Raw genomic sequence first — 16,505 nt, forward strand, 5'->3', positions numbered from 1 at the left:
CTTGCCCCGCCGGGATCGGCGGGGTCTTTTGTTTTGTCGCACAGGGTGTTTGGATGGGTTTCCGATCCCTATCTCCTGTCTTGCAGCGAGGGAGCTCACGGCATGACCGAAACCAGTGCAGGCCAATCCCGTTTTCGGCGGTTTTTTATCACGCAACCGGACAATTTCGATCTGGATAACAAATACACCGAAGCCGCGCTGGAGCGGCACAAGCACGAAGGGCTGGAACTGGCGGTGCGCGCCCGCTGGATTTCGATGGCGTTCATTGCGGTTTTTCTGATCTACGTGAACCCGCATTGGGAGGTTGTGTATTATCAGTTCATAATCGCGCTGGTGTGCCTGAACGGCTGGTTCATTCGCCGTGCCGGGCGCGTGGGGCAATCCAGAACCGAATTGTTGCTGATCTTTGTCGATTTGTTGATCATGACATTTGGCATGGTTGTGCCAAACCCATTCAGCGATGATGTGCGCCCTGTTGCAATGCAATATCGCTTTGACAACTTTCAGTATTTCTTTCTGATATTGGCTGCTGGAACGCTGGCATATTCCTGGCGAACGTTATTCGCAATCGGATCCTGGACCGCCGCGATGTGGACTATCGGCTGGATTGCCGCCTGGTGGTTTTCGACGCCGATCCCCGAATTGTCGGAGCGCGCTGCACAAGCCTTTGCAGGGTATCCGGACGTGGCCGAGCTGATGGATCCGAACAGTTTCATGGTTCACATGCGCGTTCAGGAGGTTGTCGTCTTTGTTCTTGTGGCGGTGACGCTGGGGATTTCGATGCGGCGGTTGAACCGTCTGTTGATGTCCAATGCAGGACTGGAACGAGAACGTGCGAATCTCTCGCGGTATTTCTCACCTAATGTGGTGGATGAACTAAGCCAGAACGACGAGCCGCTGAAACAGGTGCGTAAAGAGAACATTGCCGTTCTGTTCATTGACATCGTTGGGTTCACCAAGTTCGCCGCTGGTCGCGATCCATATGACGTGATCGAAGTGCTTCGCGGCTTTCACGCACGGATGGAAACCGAGGTATTTCGGCATCACGGGACGCTCGACAAATATCTGGGTGACGGTTTGATGGCGACTTTCGGCACGCCGGTGCCAACGGAATTTGACGCCAGCAATGCGCTGGCCTGCGCGCGCACGATGGTCGATGTGATCGATCGGTGGAACCTTGAACGCCGCAGGTCAGGAGAGCCTGAAATTCACGTTGGCATTGGTGTGCACTACGGGCCGGTTGTTCTGGGCGACATCGGCGCGAACCGCCTGGAATTTGCGGTGATCGGAAACGCGGTCAACGTGGCGGCCAAGCTTGAGGCGCTGACCCGCGAATTTGGCGCGCGGGCCGTCGTTAGCGACGAGTTGAAAGTTCAGGCCTTGAACGAAGTCAGGACGGGCAATGATCTGCTGTCGGGTTTTACGCTGCACAAAGATCAGGATATCCGCGGCGTCGAGGGGCGCATGGACGTCTGGGTTCTGTAGCGCCGGGCAGCGCATGGGCCAGCCCACGCGCTGCGGGTTCGAAAATCAACGGGGCAGGGGATTGAGGCCCTTGTTGTAGGACTTCCAGTCCGTAATTTCCGGATAATACTGCCGCCGCCATGCCCGGACGCGCGGGTTCATCACACGTCGCCAAAGCGGCGGGATCATCGCCGCAACGGTCATGACCGGATAACCATAGGGCAATTGAGGGGCGGCATCTGCGGAATGATGCTGCAAAAGCGGAAACCGACGGTCGGGTTTGTAGTGGTGATCGGAGTGACGCTGCAGGTTGATGAGCAGCCAGTTCGATGCCCTTTGCGAGGCGTTCCACGAATGTCTGGGCCGGACGTGTTCATATTTACCGTCACCCAGATATTTGCGTGTCAGGCCATAATGTTCGACATAGTTGACAAGCTCCAGCTGCCATATGGCGGTCCCCGCCTGCACCAGAAACAGGCCCAACCCCGACCACCCGCCGATCAGCAATGCCAAAAGCAGCATCGCGCTCTGCAAGCCCCAATACCGCCAGAAAGGGTTGGAGGGCTCGGTCCACGGCAGGTTCTTGCGCGCAAGTTTTTCACGTTCCGACCGAAACGCGGATATCAGGCTTTGCCGCAGGACACGCGGGTAGAACCTGTGAAACCCCTCGTTATATCGCGCGGTCACGGGATCGCGGGGCGTTCCGACGTAACGGTGATGAACCAGCAGGTGTTCTGATCGGAAGTGTGAATAAAGCACCATCGCCAGAAGGATATCGCCAAGCCATCTTTCATAGCGGCCTTTCTGATGCATAAGTTCATGGCTGTAATTAATGCCAATCGTACCCGAGATCACACCCATGCCAAAGAACAGGGCGATCTTTTCGATCGTATCCAGGTGGCTGCTGTGGGTGGCAAACCAGATCAATCCAAACAGTGTGACAAACTGAACCGGTGCCCAGGTCTTGGTCAGCAGAATGTGCCATTCCAGATCTGCATCAGGGGTTTCGGGGTCGACATTGTCCAGATTGAGGCCGGTAATGCGATCCAGAATCGCAAACATCCACCAGGTTGCAAGCGGCACCAGGGCCAGCCACCAGCCGCCTGCAATTGCAGAGATCCAGATCATGGGAACCAGCAGGTAGGATATCCAGAAGGGCAATGCGGTCTGCCCTCGCATGAGTGTTGTTGATGCCGTCATTGCGGTGCTCCGCTGTTGTCGCCGCAAGTTATCCCGGTCTGTGGGCGATGCACACGGGTCTATTGGCCGCGCCAGAGGTCATGGGCCTTGCGCATGACAGTCGGCAATGCCGAGGGGCGAAAGTCGTGCCGGGCCACGATCAACAGTCCGTCAGGTTGAACAGCCTTGGGCAAGGGGGCGGTCCAGATGTTCAGAATCAAATGGAAATGAGTGAACGTGTGACGGACCTCGCCGGGCAGCATTTTCCAGTTTGCTTCGAACGGGGGCGTGTGATCCGGGGCTTCGGACCAGTCCGAGCCGGGCCAACCCATCATGCCGCCCAACAGGCCTTTGTCCGGTCGCCGTTCCAGCAACATCGAACCATCTGAGCCCTGCGCGATAAAGACATGCCCATGTCGAGTCGGCTTGGGTTTTTTCGGGGATTTCTTCGGCAATTCGCCCGCAGTTCCCGCCTGACGAGCCTGACAGGGGGCAAACAGAGGGCAGATGCCGCAGGCCGGCGATTTCGGCGTGCAGATCGTCGCGCCCAGATCCATCACTGCCTGTGCATAATCCCCCGGACGCGTTTCCGGCGTCAAAGCCGTTGCCTTACCTTTCAGCACAGGCTTGGCGCCGGGCAGTGGGTCGTGAATGTCATAAATGCGCGCCATGACGCGTTCGACATTGCCGTCCAGAACCGTTTCGGGCCGGTCAAAGGCAATCGCAGAAATGGCGGCTGCGGTATAGGGGCCAATTCCGGGCAGTTTCAGCAAGTCGTCATAGTGGGTGGGAAACCTTCCACCACGGTCATTGGCCACGACGCGCGCGCATTTCAGCAGATTTCTGGCGCGTGCGTAATACCCAAGCCCGGCCCATTCCGCCATGACGTGATCATCTTCGGCACTGGCCAGCGCCGTTACATTCGGCCATCGACTGATGAACCGCAGGAAATAGTCGCGCACGGCAGCCACTGTTGTCTGCTGTAACATCACCTCGGAAAGCCAGACCTGGTACGGGTCCGGCAAAATGCCATTTGTGCGCTCCGCAGGCCCAACCCGCCACGGCATTTCGCGCGCGTTTTGATCGTACCAGTTCAGCAGGGAGGCGCTGACGTCGAATTCGCTGTTGTCACGCAAGTTTTATTGATCTCCCTGTCGGGTTTCGCTGGCGCCCGTAGCCCTGCCCATTACAATAGCGCCGCAGTAAATGGAAACCAGATGCCGTCCAGACGCACCACCACTCGCGGGTTCAAACGTACCGCGACCCTGCTGAACGATCAGATCCGGCGCGCCGGCGAAAGCCGTGGTTTCGCTGTATCACGTCTGTTGACCCATTGGGCCGATATCGTTGGTCAGGACATCGCATCGATAGCCCGACCCGTAAACGTCGGATATGGCAAAGGCGGATTTGGCGCCACGCTGACCGTTCTGACAACCGGGCCACAGGCTCCGATGCTGGAAATGCAAAAAGAGCAACTGAGGGGTAAGGTGAACGCGGTTTATGGCTATAACGCCATCAGCCGTATCCGTATCACTCAAACCGCGCCTACCGGATTTGCCGAGGGGCAGGCCAGTTTCGAGCATCGCCCGAAGCAGGTGAAACCCAACATCCCTCCCGAAATCACCGCCGAGGCCGACAGGACTGCACGCGACGTTCACGACAATGATCTGCGTGCGGCCCTTGAACGTCTGGGCCGCAACGTTCTATCCAAACAAAAACGCTGAGAAAGGGCTGAGAATGACCCGTATTGCATCCGTAATCTGTGCGGCAGTTGCCGTGGCGGCTGGCGCCTATTGGCTAACATCGTCGCCATCGAATGCTCCGGTTAATCCGCTGATCGGCAGCGCCGAGGCGCAGGAAGCCGATATTGACACCTCGACCGTGGTCGAAATGGTGCAGGGTGCCGAAGACGCGCCCGTTGAAATTATCGAATACGCCTCATACACCTGCCCGCACTGCGCGCGGTTCCACGAGGGGCCGTACAAACAGCTCAAGAAAGACTTCATCGACACCGGCAAGGTTAAATTCATCTACCGCGAGGTTTATTTTGACCGCTACGGCCTGTGGGCCTCGATGGTGGCGCGCTGCGCCGGGCCGGAAAAATTCTTTGGCATCACCGATCTGATCTTTGCGGGCCAGTCGGAATGGACCAAAGCCGGCGGACCGCCCGAGATTGTCGGAGAGCTGAGCAAGATCGGCCGCCTGGCCGGGATCGACAGCGAACAGCTTGATGCCTGCCTTCAGGACGGAACCCAGGCCCAGACACTCGTCGCCTGGTATCAGGAAAACGCCGAAAAGGACGGGATCAACGCGACGCCGACCTTCATCGTGAACGGCAAAAAGGTGGAAAACCAGTCCTATGACGACTTCAAGAAACTGATCGAAGACGAGCTGGGCAGCTGATGACTGCCCCGCTTGCCGGTCTGAAAGTTGTCGAACTGGCACGCATTCTGGCTGGCCCATGGGCCGGCCAGACATTTGCGGATCTGGGGGCAGAGGTCATCAAGGTGGAATCGCCTGCGGGCGATGACACGCGTGCCTGGGGACCGCCGTTTGTTACCCGAGACGACGATGTCTCTGCTGCTTACTACCACTCCGCAAACCGGGGCAAAGCCTCGGTCACAGCGGATTTTTCTACGCCCGAGGGTCAGGAAAAAGTCCGCGAACTTGTCGCGGATGCAGACGTTCTGATCGAGAATTTCAAGGTTGGCGGGCTGAAGAAATACGGGCTGGACTATGACAGCCTGAAAGAACTGAATCCCCAGTTGGTCTACTGCTCGATCACCGGATTTGGCCAAACGGGGCCCTACGCGCATCGCGCGGGCTATGATTTCATCATTCAGGGCATGTCCGGGCTGATGTCGGTCACTGGTGAGCCCGAGGGCCAGCCGCAAAAGGCGGGTGTTGCGGTTACGGATGTCTTCACGGGCATCTACGCTGTTGCAGGCGTTTTGGCCGCCTTGTATCAGCGGGAACAGACTGGGCGCGGACAGCATGTGGACATGGCCTTGCTGGATGTTGCCGTAGCTGTGACAGCCAATCAGGCGCTGAACTATCTGACAACCGGCAATGCGCCCGAGCGGATGGGAAATGCCCATGTCAATCTGGCACCCTATCAGGTTTTTGACTGCGCTGACGGGCACATCATCATCGCCACGGGCAATGATCGCCAATACCAGCGGCTGTGCCGTGTGCTTGGTCTGGATGATATGGCCGAAGCGCCCGAGTTTTTGCACAACAAGGACCGGCTGGCCAATCGCCGGGTGATGATCGCCCGTCTGAACGGGGCGACTGCGCAACGGGGCAAAGCCGAGCTGCTGACAGCTTGCGAGGCGCAGGGCATTCCCGCCGGGCCGATCAATACACTGGATGAGGTGATGGCAGACCCGCAGGTAATCGCACGCGGTATGCAGATCGAACTGGAGGGGGTGCCCGGTGTGCGCTCACCTTTCGTCTTTTCTGATGCCGATCTTTCCCTGACGCGGCCCGCGCCCAAACTGGGCGAGGACGACTGATCAGGGAGAGGGGGCAACAGCCATCAGCATCTCTTTCACGCGTTGGCCTTCGGGCACCTGCAATCGTACCGGCAACGTGATGACCTTGCTGCGAAACGCAGCAGGCAGCCGCACCGCATCCTTTTCGGTTGTGACCATCTGCGCGCCCAGCAGCCGCGCCTCATTTTCCAGTCGCGTCATCAGGGCTGGGGTCAGGGGCTGGTGGTCGTCCAGCGCCTCAGCCCGCAAAAGATGTGCACCCTGCGCCCGCAACGTCTGAAAGAACTTTTCCGGGTATCCGATACCGGCAAAGGCCAGAACCGGGTTACCGGTCCAGTCCATGCCGGTTTGCAACGGCTGCACTTCTCCGGTGGCGTGAGGAACGGTGATTTTTGCGCCCCACTGATCGGAAAACTGCGCCTGCGCCTCTGGCTTTCCAAGCGACAGAACCAGATCGGCCCGTTTCAGGCCGATCTCCACAGGCTCACGCAGCGGTCCGGCTGGCAGGCACAGCCCGTTGCCAAATCCCCGTTTCGCATCGACCACAATGATCGAGAAATCCTTGGCCACCGAAGGATTTTGAAACCCGTCGTCCAGAACGATAACCGTTGCACCTGCCGCCGCAGCGGCTTGTGCACCCGCCGCGCGATCCTTGGCGACCCATACTTCGGCAAAGGCCGCCAGCAACAACGGCTCGTCCCCGACCTGTTCCGCGGTGTGTTTGCCGGGATCGACCTGTACGGGCCCTTCCAGCGATCCGCCATGCCCGCGGGTTACTATGTGCGGGGTGTGCCACGCATCCCGAAGCTGTTCGAGAACCCAGATGGCGGTGGGGGTTTTCCCGGTTCCACCCGCATTCAGATTGCCGATGCAGATCACGGGAACGCCCGGGTTTGTCCCTGTTTCGGACGCAACACGGCGCGCCGTGGCCATGGCATAGATACTGCCCAGCGGCGCCAGCAGCCTTGCGCGCAAGTCACGCCGGTCAGGCGGGGTATTCCAGAACTCAGGCGCCCGCACCCTTCACCCTCCTCTGATCCAGAACCTCCTGCACCAGTTCGATTAGGTCGTCCGTCAGGGACGCCCCTTCGGTAACAATCTGCCATCCCGCGAGGGCCATCCCCGCAGCCCGGTCTGGTGCCAGCAATTCGACGATACTGTCGCCCAGTTCTTCCGCTGATTTCACATTGATGGCGGCACCGGCTTCTTTCAGGCGCTTATAAAGTTCTGCATGTCTTTGAACAAAGGGGCCATGAATGACAGCTGACCCCAATGAAGTGGCGACCAGCGGATCGCGACCGCCTGCTCCGCCTTCCAGTGAACTGCCCATGAACGTAACCGGCGACACACGATACCACAGGCCTAGGTCTTCGGGATCAGCCGACAGGATGACCTGAGTCGTGTCCTCGATCGGGTCTCCATCGTCCCAATTGGCACACCGCAGATCCATCGATTCCAGCCTTTTTTGCAGCGGTTCGGCCTCGGCCTGATCTGCGACGTGCAGAATAAGCGCCAGACGCGGCAACATGCGCAAGGCCTGTCTGTGCGCCGACAGAACCGAGATGAACTCTTTTGCCTGTACCCATGCCGCCAGCCAGACCGGCCGCCCCGCAAGTGTATGATTGGTTTCGATCAACTCATCTTCGGGCCACGGGCGCGGATTGGGGCTGAAACCCAAAGCAGGGCTAACTGTAACCTTCCAGGAGGGAATGCCCAACCGCCTGATCTGGCGCGCATTTTCCTCGTTTGTGGTAAGAATTGTTTGAAAGCAGTCCAAGGTATACCGGCTAATATCCGGCAGCCATCTGCCCCCTCGCTGAATGTTTACGTCTGCGGTTGCCTCCAGCAACACCAGAGGGATTCCGTGCTCTTCCGCCCGGGTGATAAGGTTGGGCATCAGGCCGCCACCCACCCAAAGCCCGATGTCGGGTCGCCAGTGTTCCAGAAACCCGCGCGCCGCGCCGGATTGGTCATGCGGCAGGTTCACCACGGGTTCCACGCACCCGTCCCAAGCCGCCAGAGTCGCATCCGTTGGTGCGGTCAGCAAAACCGAAAGCCCCGCGCGTGTCGGCAGCAATCTGCGGCAAAAATCGTCCACCGCCCGCAGCCGGGCGCGCTCGCCGACATGAACCCATAACAACTCGCCATCGGGGCGGGGGCGGGCTGCGTCGCGGTTTCCGTTCTGACCGCCCCACGACAACACGCGATAGGCGGCAAGGCTGAGAGAGCGGGGTTTGCTCATGCTTCGATCCCCGTTCCTTTCGGATCGAGTTGCGCGCACAAAAGCTGATGTACCTGTGTGCCGGCTGCAACCACGCCGTTCAGACGCGGATGTGCGTTGTTGAATCGCAGGGGCTGACCTTGCCGGTCCGTACAGGTCCCTTGCGCTTCGCGCAGGATCAGATCTCCGGCGGCTATGTCCCACTCCCAGCTTGGCCGCAATGTCAGCATACCATCGAACCGGCCCTGACCCACAAGAGCCATTCGATAAGCCAGCGATGGTCGGTACGCGCGTTTGAACTCGGGTGGCTGACCTGCATGCCAATGGCGCGGTTCCAGATTTGGGCGCGCGGCCAGAATTTCGGCCTCGGTCAATACCGAAGCGCGTGAGGTGTGGATGGGCTCACCGTTCAATGTTGCCCCTGCGCCCTGTGCGGCGGCGTACAACAGATCACGCCTTGGCAGATAGACGACCGCAGCGGTGATCACCCCGTTTTCCGCGATCGCCAGAGAATGCGCCCAAGTGCGCGACCCTTCGGCAAAACTGCGTGTGCCGTCAATAGGGTCGATGATGAACACACGGTCGCGTTCCAGCCGGTCCGCGGAATCCTCGGTTTCCTCGCTCAGCCAGCCATAGCCTGGCCGGGCTGCAGGCAGCCGCTGTTCCAGCATGGCGTTGACCGCCAGATCCGCTTCGGTCACCGGCCCTGCGCCTTCAGGCTTGTCCCAGCGCTGGGCCGTGTGACCGGAATAGCGCGTGGCGATCTTTCCGGCCTCAAGTGCGGCGTCAATCAGCAATGACAGGTCAGTTGCCGGCAAGTGTTATCCCTTCGATCAAAAGCGATGGAACCACGCGCGACAGGTAGGTTCGCGCGTCATTTGCCGGAATGATCCGCATCAGCATGTCGCGCAGATTACCCGCAATGGTGCATTCGTTGACAGGAAATGCGATTTCACCGTTTTCCACCCAGAAACCGGATGCGCCGCGCGAGTAATCGCCTGTATTCGGGTTGATCGTCGATCCGATCATCGAGGTGACCAACAGACCGGTTCCCATATCCTGCAGTAGCTCTTCGCGGCTTTTGTCGCCTTGCGTCAGGCTCAGGTTCCAGTTGCTGGGCGAAGGTGGGCCGGACACACCCCGTGCCGCGTTGCCTGTCGATGTCATCTCCAGCTTCCGCGCGCTGGACAAATCCAGTGTCCAGCCGCTCAGGACACCGTTCTCGACAATCGACCGTCGACGCGTGGGCAAACCCTCGGCGTCAAACGGGCGCGATCCCGAAATGCGCGGCCTGTGCGGTTCTTCAATGAGTGAAATGTGCTCGGGCAGGACCTGATCACCCAGACTGTCCTTCAGCCACGACGCGCCGCGCGCGATGGCGGACCCGTTGCTGGCCGCCAGAAGATGTCCGATCAGCGAGGATGAAATGCGCTCGTCGAACAGCACCGGATAGGTTCCGGTCGATGGCTGACGCGCACCAACCGATAGCACCGCGCGTTCGCCTGCTGTGCGCCCGATCTCAGCCGGGTCTCGCAGATCGGCCTGAAACGTGCGGCTGTCGCCGTCATAGTCACGCTCCATCCCTGTGCCTTCGCCAGATATGGCGACACAGGAAACAGACCGGCTGGACCGGGCATACCCGCCCGAGAAACCATTGGTGGCAGCAAGATGGATGTTGTGGATGCCATAGCTCGCCGCGGCGTCGGAAACCTGCGACACTCCTTTTACCGCCATCGCGGCAGCTTCGGCGGCCAGCGCGTCCTGCATCAGTGTATCCGCGGATGGCTCTGGTGTCGGATCGAACAGCTCCAGCGCTTCCATGTCCCAATTCAGTGCCAACTGGTCCGGCGCGGCGAGGCCGGCAAACGGATCTTCCGGTGCTTCGTGGGCCATGGCCACCGCACGCTCGGCCATCGCTGCCAGCGTTTCCGGTCGGCTGTCTGAGCTTGAGACGATGGCCTGCCGTTTGCCGATCAGAACCCGTAAGCCCAGATCCGTTCCCTCGGACCGTTCGGCATGTTCCAATGCGCCATTGCGTACTTCAACCGAAACCGAGGATCCGTCGATTACGATGGCATCCGCTGCCTCTGCCCCGGCCTTGCGGGCGGCATCCAGCAAATTATGGCTGAGTTCTTCGGGTGTTCGCGTCATAAGGCCTCCGTTCGATAGCAATGGACCTAGCCTTGCTCTGCCCGTCCCGCAAGACCCGAACCGATAACAAAAAAGGGCCGCGCGACGGGCGGCCCTTCGTAAAAGATTGACGGCGGACTACTTGATCCGCTGACCGTTGGCCAGAATCTGGCCATCTTCCTTGACTTCGATTGTCGACTTCAACGAGTCCGGCGCGTCGCCGGGTACGGCCAGCATACCCATCATCATCCGTGCGCCCATGGCGTCACTGTCCGACATCAGGCCCATGCCGATCAACTTGTCGATCAGGGCGTTTGCGCCGGTCAGATGCAGGTTCGCCACACCGGATGGCGCGGGCATTCCGTCAAACTCGCTTACGTTCGAATTGTCGAACTTGAACTCGCCGTCGCCGGTTAGCTTTGCGCCAACCATCGACACCAGTAATTCGTTGATCTTCAGCGAATGCAGCTCACCCGGCGGTGTTTGAGTGGCCTCCAGCGTCTCGGCCACGGCTGGATCAAGGAAGTTTACCTTCACCTTCGCTGTACCCGTTGTGTCCAGCGCGATGGTGGCCGGGTCGCGCGGCAACGCACCTGCCGGGTCAAACATGCCCCACAGAATATCCGACATCGTGAAATCGGTCAGGTTCATCGCAAAGCCGAATGGCTGTTCGGCATCGGATGCTTGAACCGGAAGATCGAATTTGAACCCGGCCTTGGCCATGGCCATTTCGATAGGGAAGGGCAGTTCCGCCGTTGTAACCCCCAGATTTACGCCATTTTGAACAACATCATAGCCGATGTGATCCTGATCCATGCTAACCGCAAAGCGACCGCCTTCGGATGAGCTGTTCATGGTGAAATCTTCGCCTTCACCCGTACCGGCGATTTCAGTTGCACCCGATCCGTATGAGAACGCGCCGGTAAAGCCGAACCCGGCATCGATCATGCTTTGATAGTCGCTGGCGCTGAAATCAGTCGGGATGGTACCGGTACCCTCGAAGGCAAGGGCATCCAGTTTCCCTTTGATCTTGCCGGAATCGCCACTTTCGGGATCATCGAAGGCAAGGTCATAGGTCAGGCTTCCGGCGGTGAAGCTTTGATCAATGTCACGGCCTTCGCCGATTTTCATAACTGAGGTTCCGTTGACATCAGCCATGTCCATGTTCACCTTCAGCGCATCGGCAGGCACGGTTTCACCATCGGCTTCGATCGAGGTCAGCGCAATGCCAAGACTGTTCGCGGAATAGGTATAGGTCATGTTGTCGGGTGAACCCGAAACGACCATGTTCAGAGCGTCATGGCTGTAGGTCAGAACTGCGTTGAACTCCTCACCTTCGCCTTCGCCGGAAATGACCATCGGGAAAGAGGTCGGAAAGCCGATGGTAACGGTTCCGTCACCGTTTTCCGTCAACGTCATTTCCGGGATGGTCATTTTGAATCGGTCATCAGTCTCGGGAATGGCCATTGCCATGGCCATGTTGGCAATCGTCGTGACATCACCCGAGCTGCTTTTGTCGCCCGTCACCTCATAGCCCATCCCGCCCAGATAGGCCTGCCAGTCCGCCCACACATCTTCGGCGGTCAGATCGGCCCAGGCACCCTGGGTGGCAACGGCATAAGCAATAACAGCACCAGCGCTGCGGCGAAGGAACAAAGACATAAGGAACCCTTCCTGATCAATTTTGCGCGCATCGTCGTGCCTGTGGCGACGGGCGTCAAGGGGCAAGGGCTGGACCCTTTCCCCCATTGCACAGTACGACTCGGGGTAAATGCAGTTTCGAAAGGGTGAGAATATGGAGATGCGGGGAAAAACCGTACTGATAACGGGTGCAAGCCGGGGTATCGGCGCCGAGGCCGGGCGCGTTTTTGCCGCAGCCGGGGCCAATGTGGCACTGCTCGCACGCAGCAAAGATCAGATCGAGGCTTTGGCCGCCGCACTGGGCGATAACGCAATCGCCCTTGGCTGCGACGTCAGCGATTTCGCTCAGGTCGAGCAGGCCGTCGCGGATTGTGTGGCGCGGTTTGGCGGGCTGGATGTACTGATCGGAAATGCTGGTGTGATCGAGCCGATCTTTCATTTGTCCAATGCGGATCCGGCAGGGTGGGGGCAGGCCATCGACATCAACCTCAAAGGCGTCTTCTATGGAATGCGCGCGGCTCTGCCGATCATGAGGGCCGCAGGCGGCGGCAGTATCCTGACCATCTCGTCAGGGGCCGCGTCGAACCCGATCGAGGCCTGGAGCCACTATTGCGCGTCCAAAGCCGGTGCAAAGATGCTGACTGAATGCCTGCATCTGGAAGAGGCCCATAACGGCATCCGGGCCATGGGGCTGTCACCGGGAACAGTCGCCACCGATATGCAGCGGGCAATAAAAACCAGTGGTATCAACCCGGTCAGCCAGCTGGACTGGGACGATCATATCCCAGCAGATTGGCCTGCGCGGGCACTGTTGTGGATGTGTTCCGAAGACGCGGACGAGTTTCTGGGGGCCGAGATTTCGTTGCGCAGCGAAGACATCCGTAAGCGGGCCGGTCTGATATGATCGAACTGACCAAAGAGGACGGATTGTGGATCGTCACCATCAATCGTCCGGACAAGGCCAATTCCCTGACCGGCGCAATGCTGGAGGAACTGGCCGGAATTGCCGAAGCTGCGACCGAAGCCCGGGCTTTGATCCTGACCGGAACCGGCAAGGTCTTCAGCGCCGGGGCCGATCTGGACGAGGCGCGGGCTGGTCTTGCCACCTCGGACGTGTGGGAACGCCTGTCCGGCGCAATCGCCGCGTTGCCCTGTCTGACCGTTGCGGCACTGAATGGCACGCTTGCAGGCGGCGCAAATGGTATGGCTCTGGCCTGCGACTTGCGCATCGCGGTGCCCGCGGCCAAATTTTTCTATCCGGTTATGAAGCTTGGCTTTCTGCCGCAACCTTCCGACACGAAACGCATGGCTGCGCTAATCGGCCCGGCAAGAACCAAACTGATCCTCATGGCGGGGCAAAAAATCACGGCCGATGAGGCGTTTGCCTTTGGTCTTGTGGACAGGGTGGTCGAATCGGACGCACTGATGTCGACCGCACAGGACCTCGTGGCCGACAGTGTTGCCGCCCGCCCGGACATCGCCGCCGGAATCGCCGGGATGTGCAGATGAGGCTGTCCGCGCTTCACCTTCGTGTGGCCGATCCGCAAAGACTGGCCATGTTCTATTGCGATGCGCTGGGCATGTCGGCCCGGCCCGAGGGGCAAAACTGGCGTGTTGGATATGCGGGTCAGGATGCCGATCTGATGTTGACGCCCGGTGGTGGCGCATATGCACATGATCAGGGACAAAGATACTGGAAGATCGGCGTCACTCTGCCGGATGTGGATCTTGCAGCTGCACATTTGCGTGCATTGGGTGTCCCGGTCAGTTCCCCGCGCCAGTTCCTCGACATCGGCTATATGTGCCACCTGAGCGATCCCGAAGGTTTTGTCATCGAACTGCTTCAGCATGATTTCGAAGGAAATCGTCCGGATGGTGCGGCTGATCCCGAGGCTCCGTTTTCTGATGCCCGTATCGGTCAGATCACACTGCGCACGGGCGATATCACAGCCGAGGACACAGCATGTACGGCGCTGGGTATGCGATTACTGTCTGTTCAGGATGTCGAGCCCTACGGGTTTGACCTGCATTTCTATGCCTTTACCGATGACCCCCTGCCCAATCCGGACGTGTGGGCCGTTGAAAACCGTGAATGGTTGTGGAAGCGCCCTTATACGACATTGGAATTTCAGCACATTCCGGGTGCGCGCTTCGCCCCGGTACCGGATTATCTGGGCCTTGAAATGGAAGGGCTGGAAAGGGCTGCCAAAGACGCGCATGGTGGCCCGCTGCTGCCGGGCTGATCACCGCTTGCGTCGTCGTCCTGGTACTTTTGAGCGAAATCCGGGCGGTCGCTTTCGAACCCACAACAGGAATTTTTCCAACCTTGGATGACCTCGCAACGCTTCGACTGTGTGGTATTCCCGTGCCATTTCCGCCTCGGTCAGCGTCGCATGTACCTCTTTGTGGCAAATCTGATGCAGCAGAACTGTCGGCCCGCCCTTGCCACCTTTGAGTTTTGGGATCAGATGGTGCAGGCTGCCGCTCCCCTCGGGGATCGGTCGGTCGCAAAGCGGGCAGACGGGATCGCTGTTCGTCATGGCAAACAGGGTCGCGCCAAAGGGTGCATGAGGCAAGGGGAAGATGATGGCGCAGGCAGTCGTGATCGGAGCGGGGCCGGCAGGACTTATGGCGGCGCAGGAACTTGCCCGTGCGGGTCACGCGGTGCTGGTCGCCGAGGCCAAGCCATCAGTCGCGCGCAAATTCCTCATGGCGGGTAAATCCGGTCTGAACCTGACCAAGGACGAACCGTTCAGAGAGTTCATAAGTGCCTATGACGAGGCCGCCGACTGGCTGAGCCCGATGATCGCCGAGTTTGACGCGCAGGCTGTGCAGGGCTGGGCGCGCGGTCTGGGGCAGGAGCTGTTCACCGGCTCGACAGGTCGGGTCTTTCCCACGGTCATGAAAGCCTCACCGCTTTTGCGGGAATGGTTGGCGCGGCTGGGGCAGGCCGGGGTTGTCATCCAGACGCGGTGGCGCTGGACCGGATGGCAGGATGATGCGCTGACGTTTGACACACCCGATGGTCAGGAATTGCTGAACCCAGATGCCGTTGTTCTGGCACTGGGTGGTGCCAGCTGGGCGCGGTTGGGTTCAGATGGCGCATGGGCGCCCTTGCTGGTGGAAAAGGGCGTATCCCTTGCCGATTTCGCCCCGGCAAATGCTGGCCTTCTGGTAGATTGGTCCGAACATATGCGACCGCTCTTTGGTGAACCGATCAAGGGTGTGGCCCTGCATGCCGGAACGAAACGCACCCGCGGAGAGGCCGTCATCTCGGCCCGTGGATTGGAAGGCGGGGGCATTTACAGCATCTGCAAGGCGGTTCGGGAAGGGGCCGCTTTAACGATCGACCTGATGCCGGATCTGCCCAGCGAGGACCTGCTCGGCAGACTGAGTAAACCGCGCGGCAAAACCAGCCTGTCCAATCACCTTCGCAAGGTGCTGAGCCTGGGGCCGGTCAGAACAGCATTGTTGATGGAGTTCGGGCGCCCCCTGCCAAACGAACCCGGCGCCTTGTCCAACCTGATCAAATCTCTGCCGGTCAATCACGCAGGTCTGCGCCCGATGGATGAGGCGATCTCGACAGCCGGTGGTGTTCGCCAATCCGCCGTGGATGAAGGTTTGATGCTGAACGCACTGCCGGGGGTGTTCTGCGCTGGTGAAATGCTGGACTGGGAGGCCCCGACAGGTGGCTATTTGCTGACAGCCTGCCTTGCCACCGGCAGATGGGCAGGCCGGTCCGCCGCCGAATGGTTGCGGCAGACCGGTAAGGGCTAGGCAGCCTGCGCCAATGCACCCATACGCAGAAAGGCGGGGCGATTGCGTAGCTCCTTGCCGTAAGCCTTGAGATTATCCGAATTCATCGGGAACCCGGCACTTTTTGCCCAGCTCATGCAGTGGATGCACAGAATGTCTGCAATGGTCATCTTGTCGCCCTGCAGAAAGGGGCCTTTGAAACGTTCGCCCATCCGCTGGAAATTACGATCAAACTCCCACTTTGCGGCATCGGCGATCTGCGGTACGCGCTTGTCTTCGGGCAGCGCAAAGCCGTGGCGTGCAGCGACCCAAAGCACCGCGTCGAATTCATCCAGCAAGGTATTGAACAACGAATCCTGCGCTGCACGCTCCTTTGTTCCGGCGGGGTAGGTGAAATCGCCATGTTTGTCCGCCAGATAGGTCATGATCGCCGAACTGTCGGTTATGACGGTTTCCCCGTCCACAAGCACCGGGATTTTGCCGGACGGGTTCAGCGCCAGCACCTGCGGATCATGCGGCCCGACATTTATGAACTCGTACTCCTGCCCCAACTCTTCCAGCAGCCACAAAACGCGCGAGGCGCGGCTTTGAATGCGTCCATAGACCTTGTACATGATGCG

The 16,505-nt window shown here is 59.4% G+C and carries 17 protein-coding genes; 8 read left to right on the plus strand and 9 right to left on the minus strand.

All coding sequences use genetic code 11. The features are described from left to right. The first annotated feature begins 102 nt into the window (after positions 1-102). Entirely contained in the window at positions 103-1,485 is a 1,383-nt protein-coding gene (locus ACR0D6_RS15160; protein WP_480766091.1) for an adenylate/guanylate cyclase domain-containing protein, read from the plus strand. A gap of 45 nt (positions 1,486-1,530) precedes the next feature. Here the strand turns inward: ACR0D6_RS15160 and ACR0D6_RS15165 are convergent, their stop codons facing one another. Beyond that, positions 1,531-2,664 (minus strand): alkane 1-monooxygenase, encoded by a 1,134-nt coding sequence (locus ACR0D6_RS15165; protein ID WP_480766092.1) that lies wholly within the window; start codon positions 2,662-2,664, stop codon positions 1,531-1,533. Positions 2,665-2,723: 59 nt separating this feature from the next. After that, on the minus strand, positions 2,724-3,779 hold the full coding sequence (gene mutY, locus ACR0D6_RS15170; protein ID WP_480766093.1) for an A/G-specific adenine glycosylase: 1,056 nt from the start codon (positions 3,777-3,779) through the stop codon (positions 2,724-2,726). Positions 3,780-3,860: 81 nt separating this feature from the next. Between mutY and ACR0D6_RS15175 the strand changes: the two genes are divergently transcribed. The 3 genes from ACR0D6_RS15175 to ACR0D6_RS15185 are packed head-to-tail and all read left to right on the plus strand — an operon-like array spanning position 3,861 to position 6,158. Continuing rightward, the gene (locus tag ACR0D6_RS15175; RefSeq protein WP_480766094.1) at positions 3,861-4,367 is read left to right on the plus strand and encodes a DUF721 domain-containing protein; all 507 of its coding nucleotides are present in this window, start codon (positions 3,861-3,863) and stop codon (positions 4,365-4,367) included. Positions 4,368-4,380: 13 nt separating this feature from the next. After that, positions 4,381-5,046 carry a DsbA family protein gene (locus ACR0D6_RS15180; RefSeq protein ID WP_170656046.1) on the plus strand — a complete coding sequence of 222 codons (666 nt, stop codon included), beginning with the start codon at positions 4,381-4,383 and terminating at the stop codon, positions 5,044-5,046. Next, positions 5,046-6,158: a CaiB/BaiF CoA transferase family protein gene (locus ACR0D6_RS15185; protein ID WP_480452303.1), complete on the plus strand. Its 1,113-nt coding sequence runs from the start codon at positions 5,046-5,048 to the stop codon at positions 6,156-6,158. The genes ACR0D6_RS15180 and ACR0D6_RS15185 overlap by 1 nt, the downstream gene beginning before the upstream one ends. Here ACR0D6_RS15185 and lpxK read toward each other — a convergent pair whose 3' ends face one another. From lpxK to ACR0D6_RS15210, 5 genes are all read right to left on the minus strand, one after another. Then, the gene (lpxK, locus tag ACR0D6_RS15190) at positions 6,159-7,157 is read right to left on the minus strand and encodes a tetraacyldisaccharide 4'-kinase (RefSeq protein ID WP_480766095.1); all 999 of its coding nucleotides are present in this window, start codon (positions 7,155-7,157) and stop codon (positions 6,159-6,161) included. It lies immediately after the preceding gene. Then, complete coding sequence (locus tag ACR0D6_RS15195) at positions 7,144-8,379, minus strand: 3-deoxy-D-manno-octulosonic acid transferase (RefSeq protein WP_480766096.1); 1,236 nt, start codon at positions 8,377-8,379, stop codon at positions 7,144-7,146. The genes lpxK and ACR0D6_RS15195 overlap by 14 nt, the downstream gene beginning before the upstream one ends. Then, complete coding sequence (locus tag ACR0D6_RS15200) at positions 8,376-9,176, minus strand: 3'(2'),5'-bisphosphate nucleotidase CysQ (protein WP_480766097.1); 801 nt, start codon at positions 9,174-9,176, stop codon at positions 8,376-8,378. The genes ACR0D6_RS15195 and ACR0D6_RS15200 overlap by 4 nt, the downstream gene beginning before the upstream one ends. Then, entirely contained in the window at positions 9,163-10,509 is a 1,347-nt protein-coding gene (locus ACR0D6_RS15205; RefSeq protein ID WP_480766098.1) for a TldD/PmbA family protein, read from the minus strand. Before ACR0D6_RS15205 ends, ACR0D6_RS15200 begins: the two co-directional genes overlap by 14 nt. Positions 10,510-10,626: 117 nt before the next feature. Then, the gene (locus ACR0D6_RS15210; protein ID WP_480766099.1) at positions 10,627-12,150 is read right to left on the minus strand and encodes a DUF2125 domain-containing protein; all 1,524 of its coding nucleotides are present in this window, start codon (positions 12,148-12,150) and stop codon (positions 10,627-10,629) included. Between the two features lie 133 nt (positions 12,151-12,283). On the opposite strand from ACR0D6_RS15210, the gene ACR0D6_RS15215 reads away from it, so the two are divergent. The 3 genes from ACR0D6_RS15215 to ACR0D6_RS15225 are packed head-to-tail and all read left to right on the plus strand — an operon-like array spanning position 12,284 to position 14,372. Further along, positions 12,284-13,033, plus strand: coding sequence for an SDR family oxidoreductase (locus ACR0D6_RS15215; RefSeq protein ID WP_480452455.1), 750 nt, complete (start codon positions 12,284-12,286; stop codon positions 13,031-13,033). Then, positions 13,030-13,638 carry an enoyl-CoA hydratase/isomerase family protein gene (locus ACR0D6_RS15220; RefSeq protein ID WP_480766100.1) on the plus strand — a complete coding sequence of 203 codons (609 nt, stop codon included), beginning with the start codon at positions 13,030-13,032 and terminating at the stop codon, positions 13,636-13,638. Before ACR0D6_RS15215 ends, ACR0D6_RS15220 begins: the two co-directional genes overlap by 4 nt. Further along, entirely contained in the window at positions 13,635-14,372 is a 738-nt protein-coding gene (locus ACR0D6_RS15225; RefSeq protein ID WP_480766101.1) for a VOC family protein, read from the plus strand. The genes ACR0D6_RS15220 and ACR0D6_RS15225 overlap by 4 nt, the downstream gene beginning before the upstream one ends. Here the strand turns inward: ACR0D6_RS15225 and ACR0D6_RS15230 are convergent, their stop codons facing one another. Then, positions 14,373-14,669, minus strand: a complete 297-nt coding sequence (locus ACR0D6_RS15230; protein WP_480766102.1) for an HNH endonuclease — start codon at positions 14,667-14,669, stop codon at positions 14,373-14,375. A 46-nt stretch (positions 14,670-14,715) separates the two neighbouring features. On the opposite strand from ACR0D6_RS15230, the gene ACR0D6_RS15235 reads away from it, so the two are divergent. Further along, positions 14,716-15,906 (plus strand): TIGR03862 family flavoprotein, encoded by a 1,191-nt coding sequence (locus ACR0D6_RS15235; RefSeq protein ID WP_480766103.1) that lies wholly within the window; start codon positions 14,716-14,718, stop codon positions 15,904-15,906. Here the strand turns inward: ACR0D6_RS15235 and ACR0D6_RS15240 are convergent. Then, positions 15,903-16,499 carry a glutathione S-transferase family protein gene (locus ACR0D6_RS15240; RefSeq protein ID WP_480766104.1) on the minus strand — a complete coding sequence of 199 codons (597 nt, stop codon included), beginning with the start codon at positions 16,497-16,499 and terminating at the stop codon, positions 15,903-15,905. The genes ACR0D6_RS15235 and ACR0D6_RS15240 overlap by 4 nt on opposite strands. Between the last annotated feature and the right edge of the window lie 6 nt (positions 16,500-16,505).

The sequence above is a fragment of the Ruegeria sp. BJ6 genome (assembly GCF_056537885.1).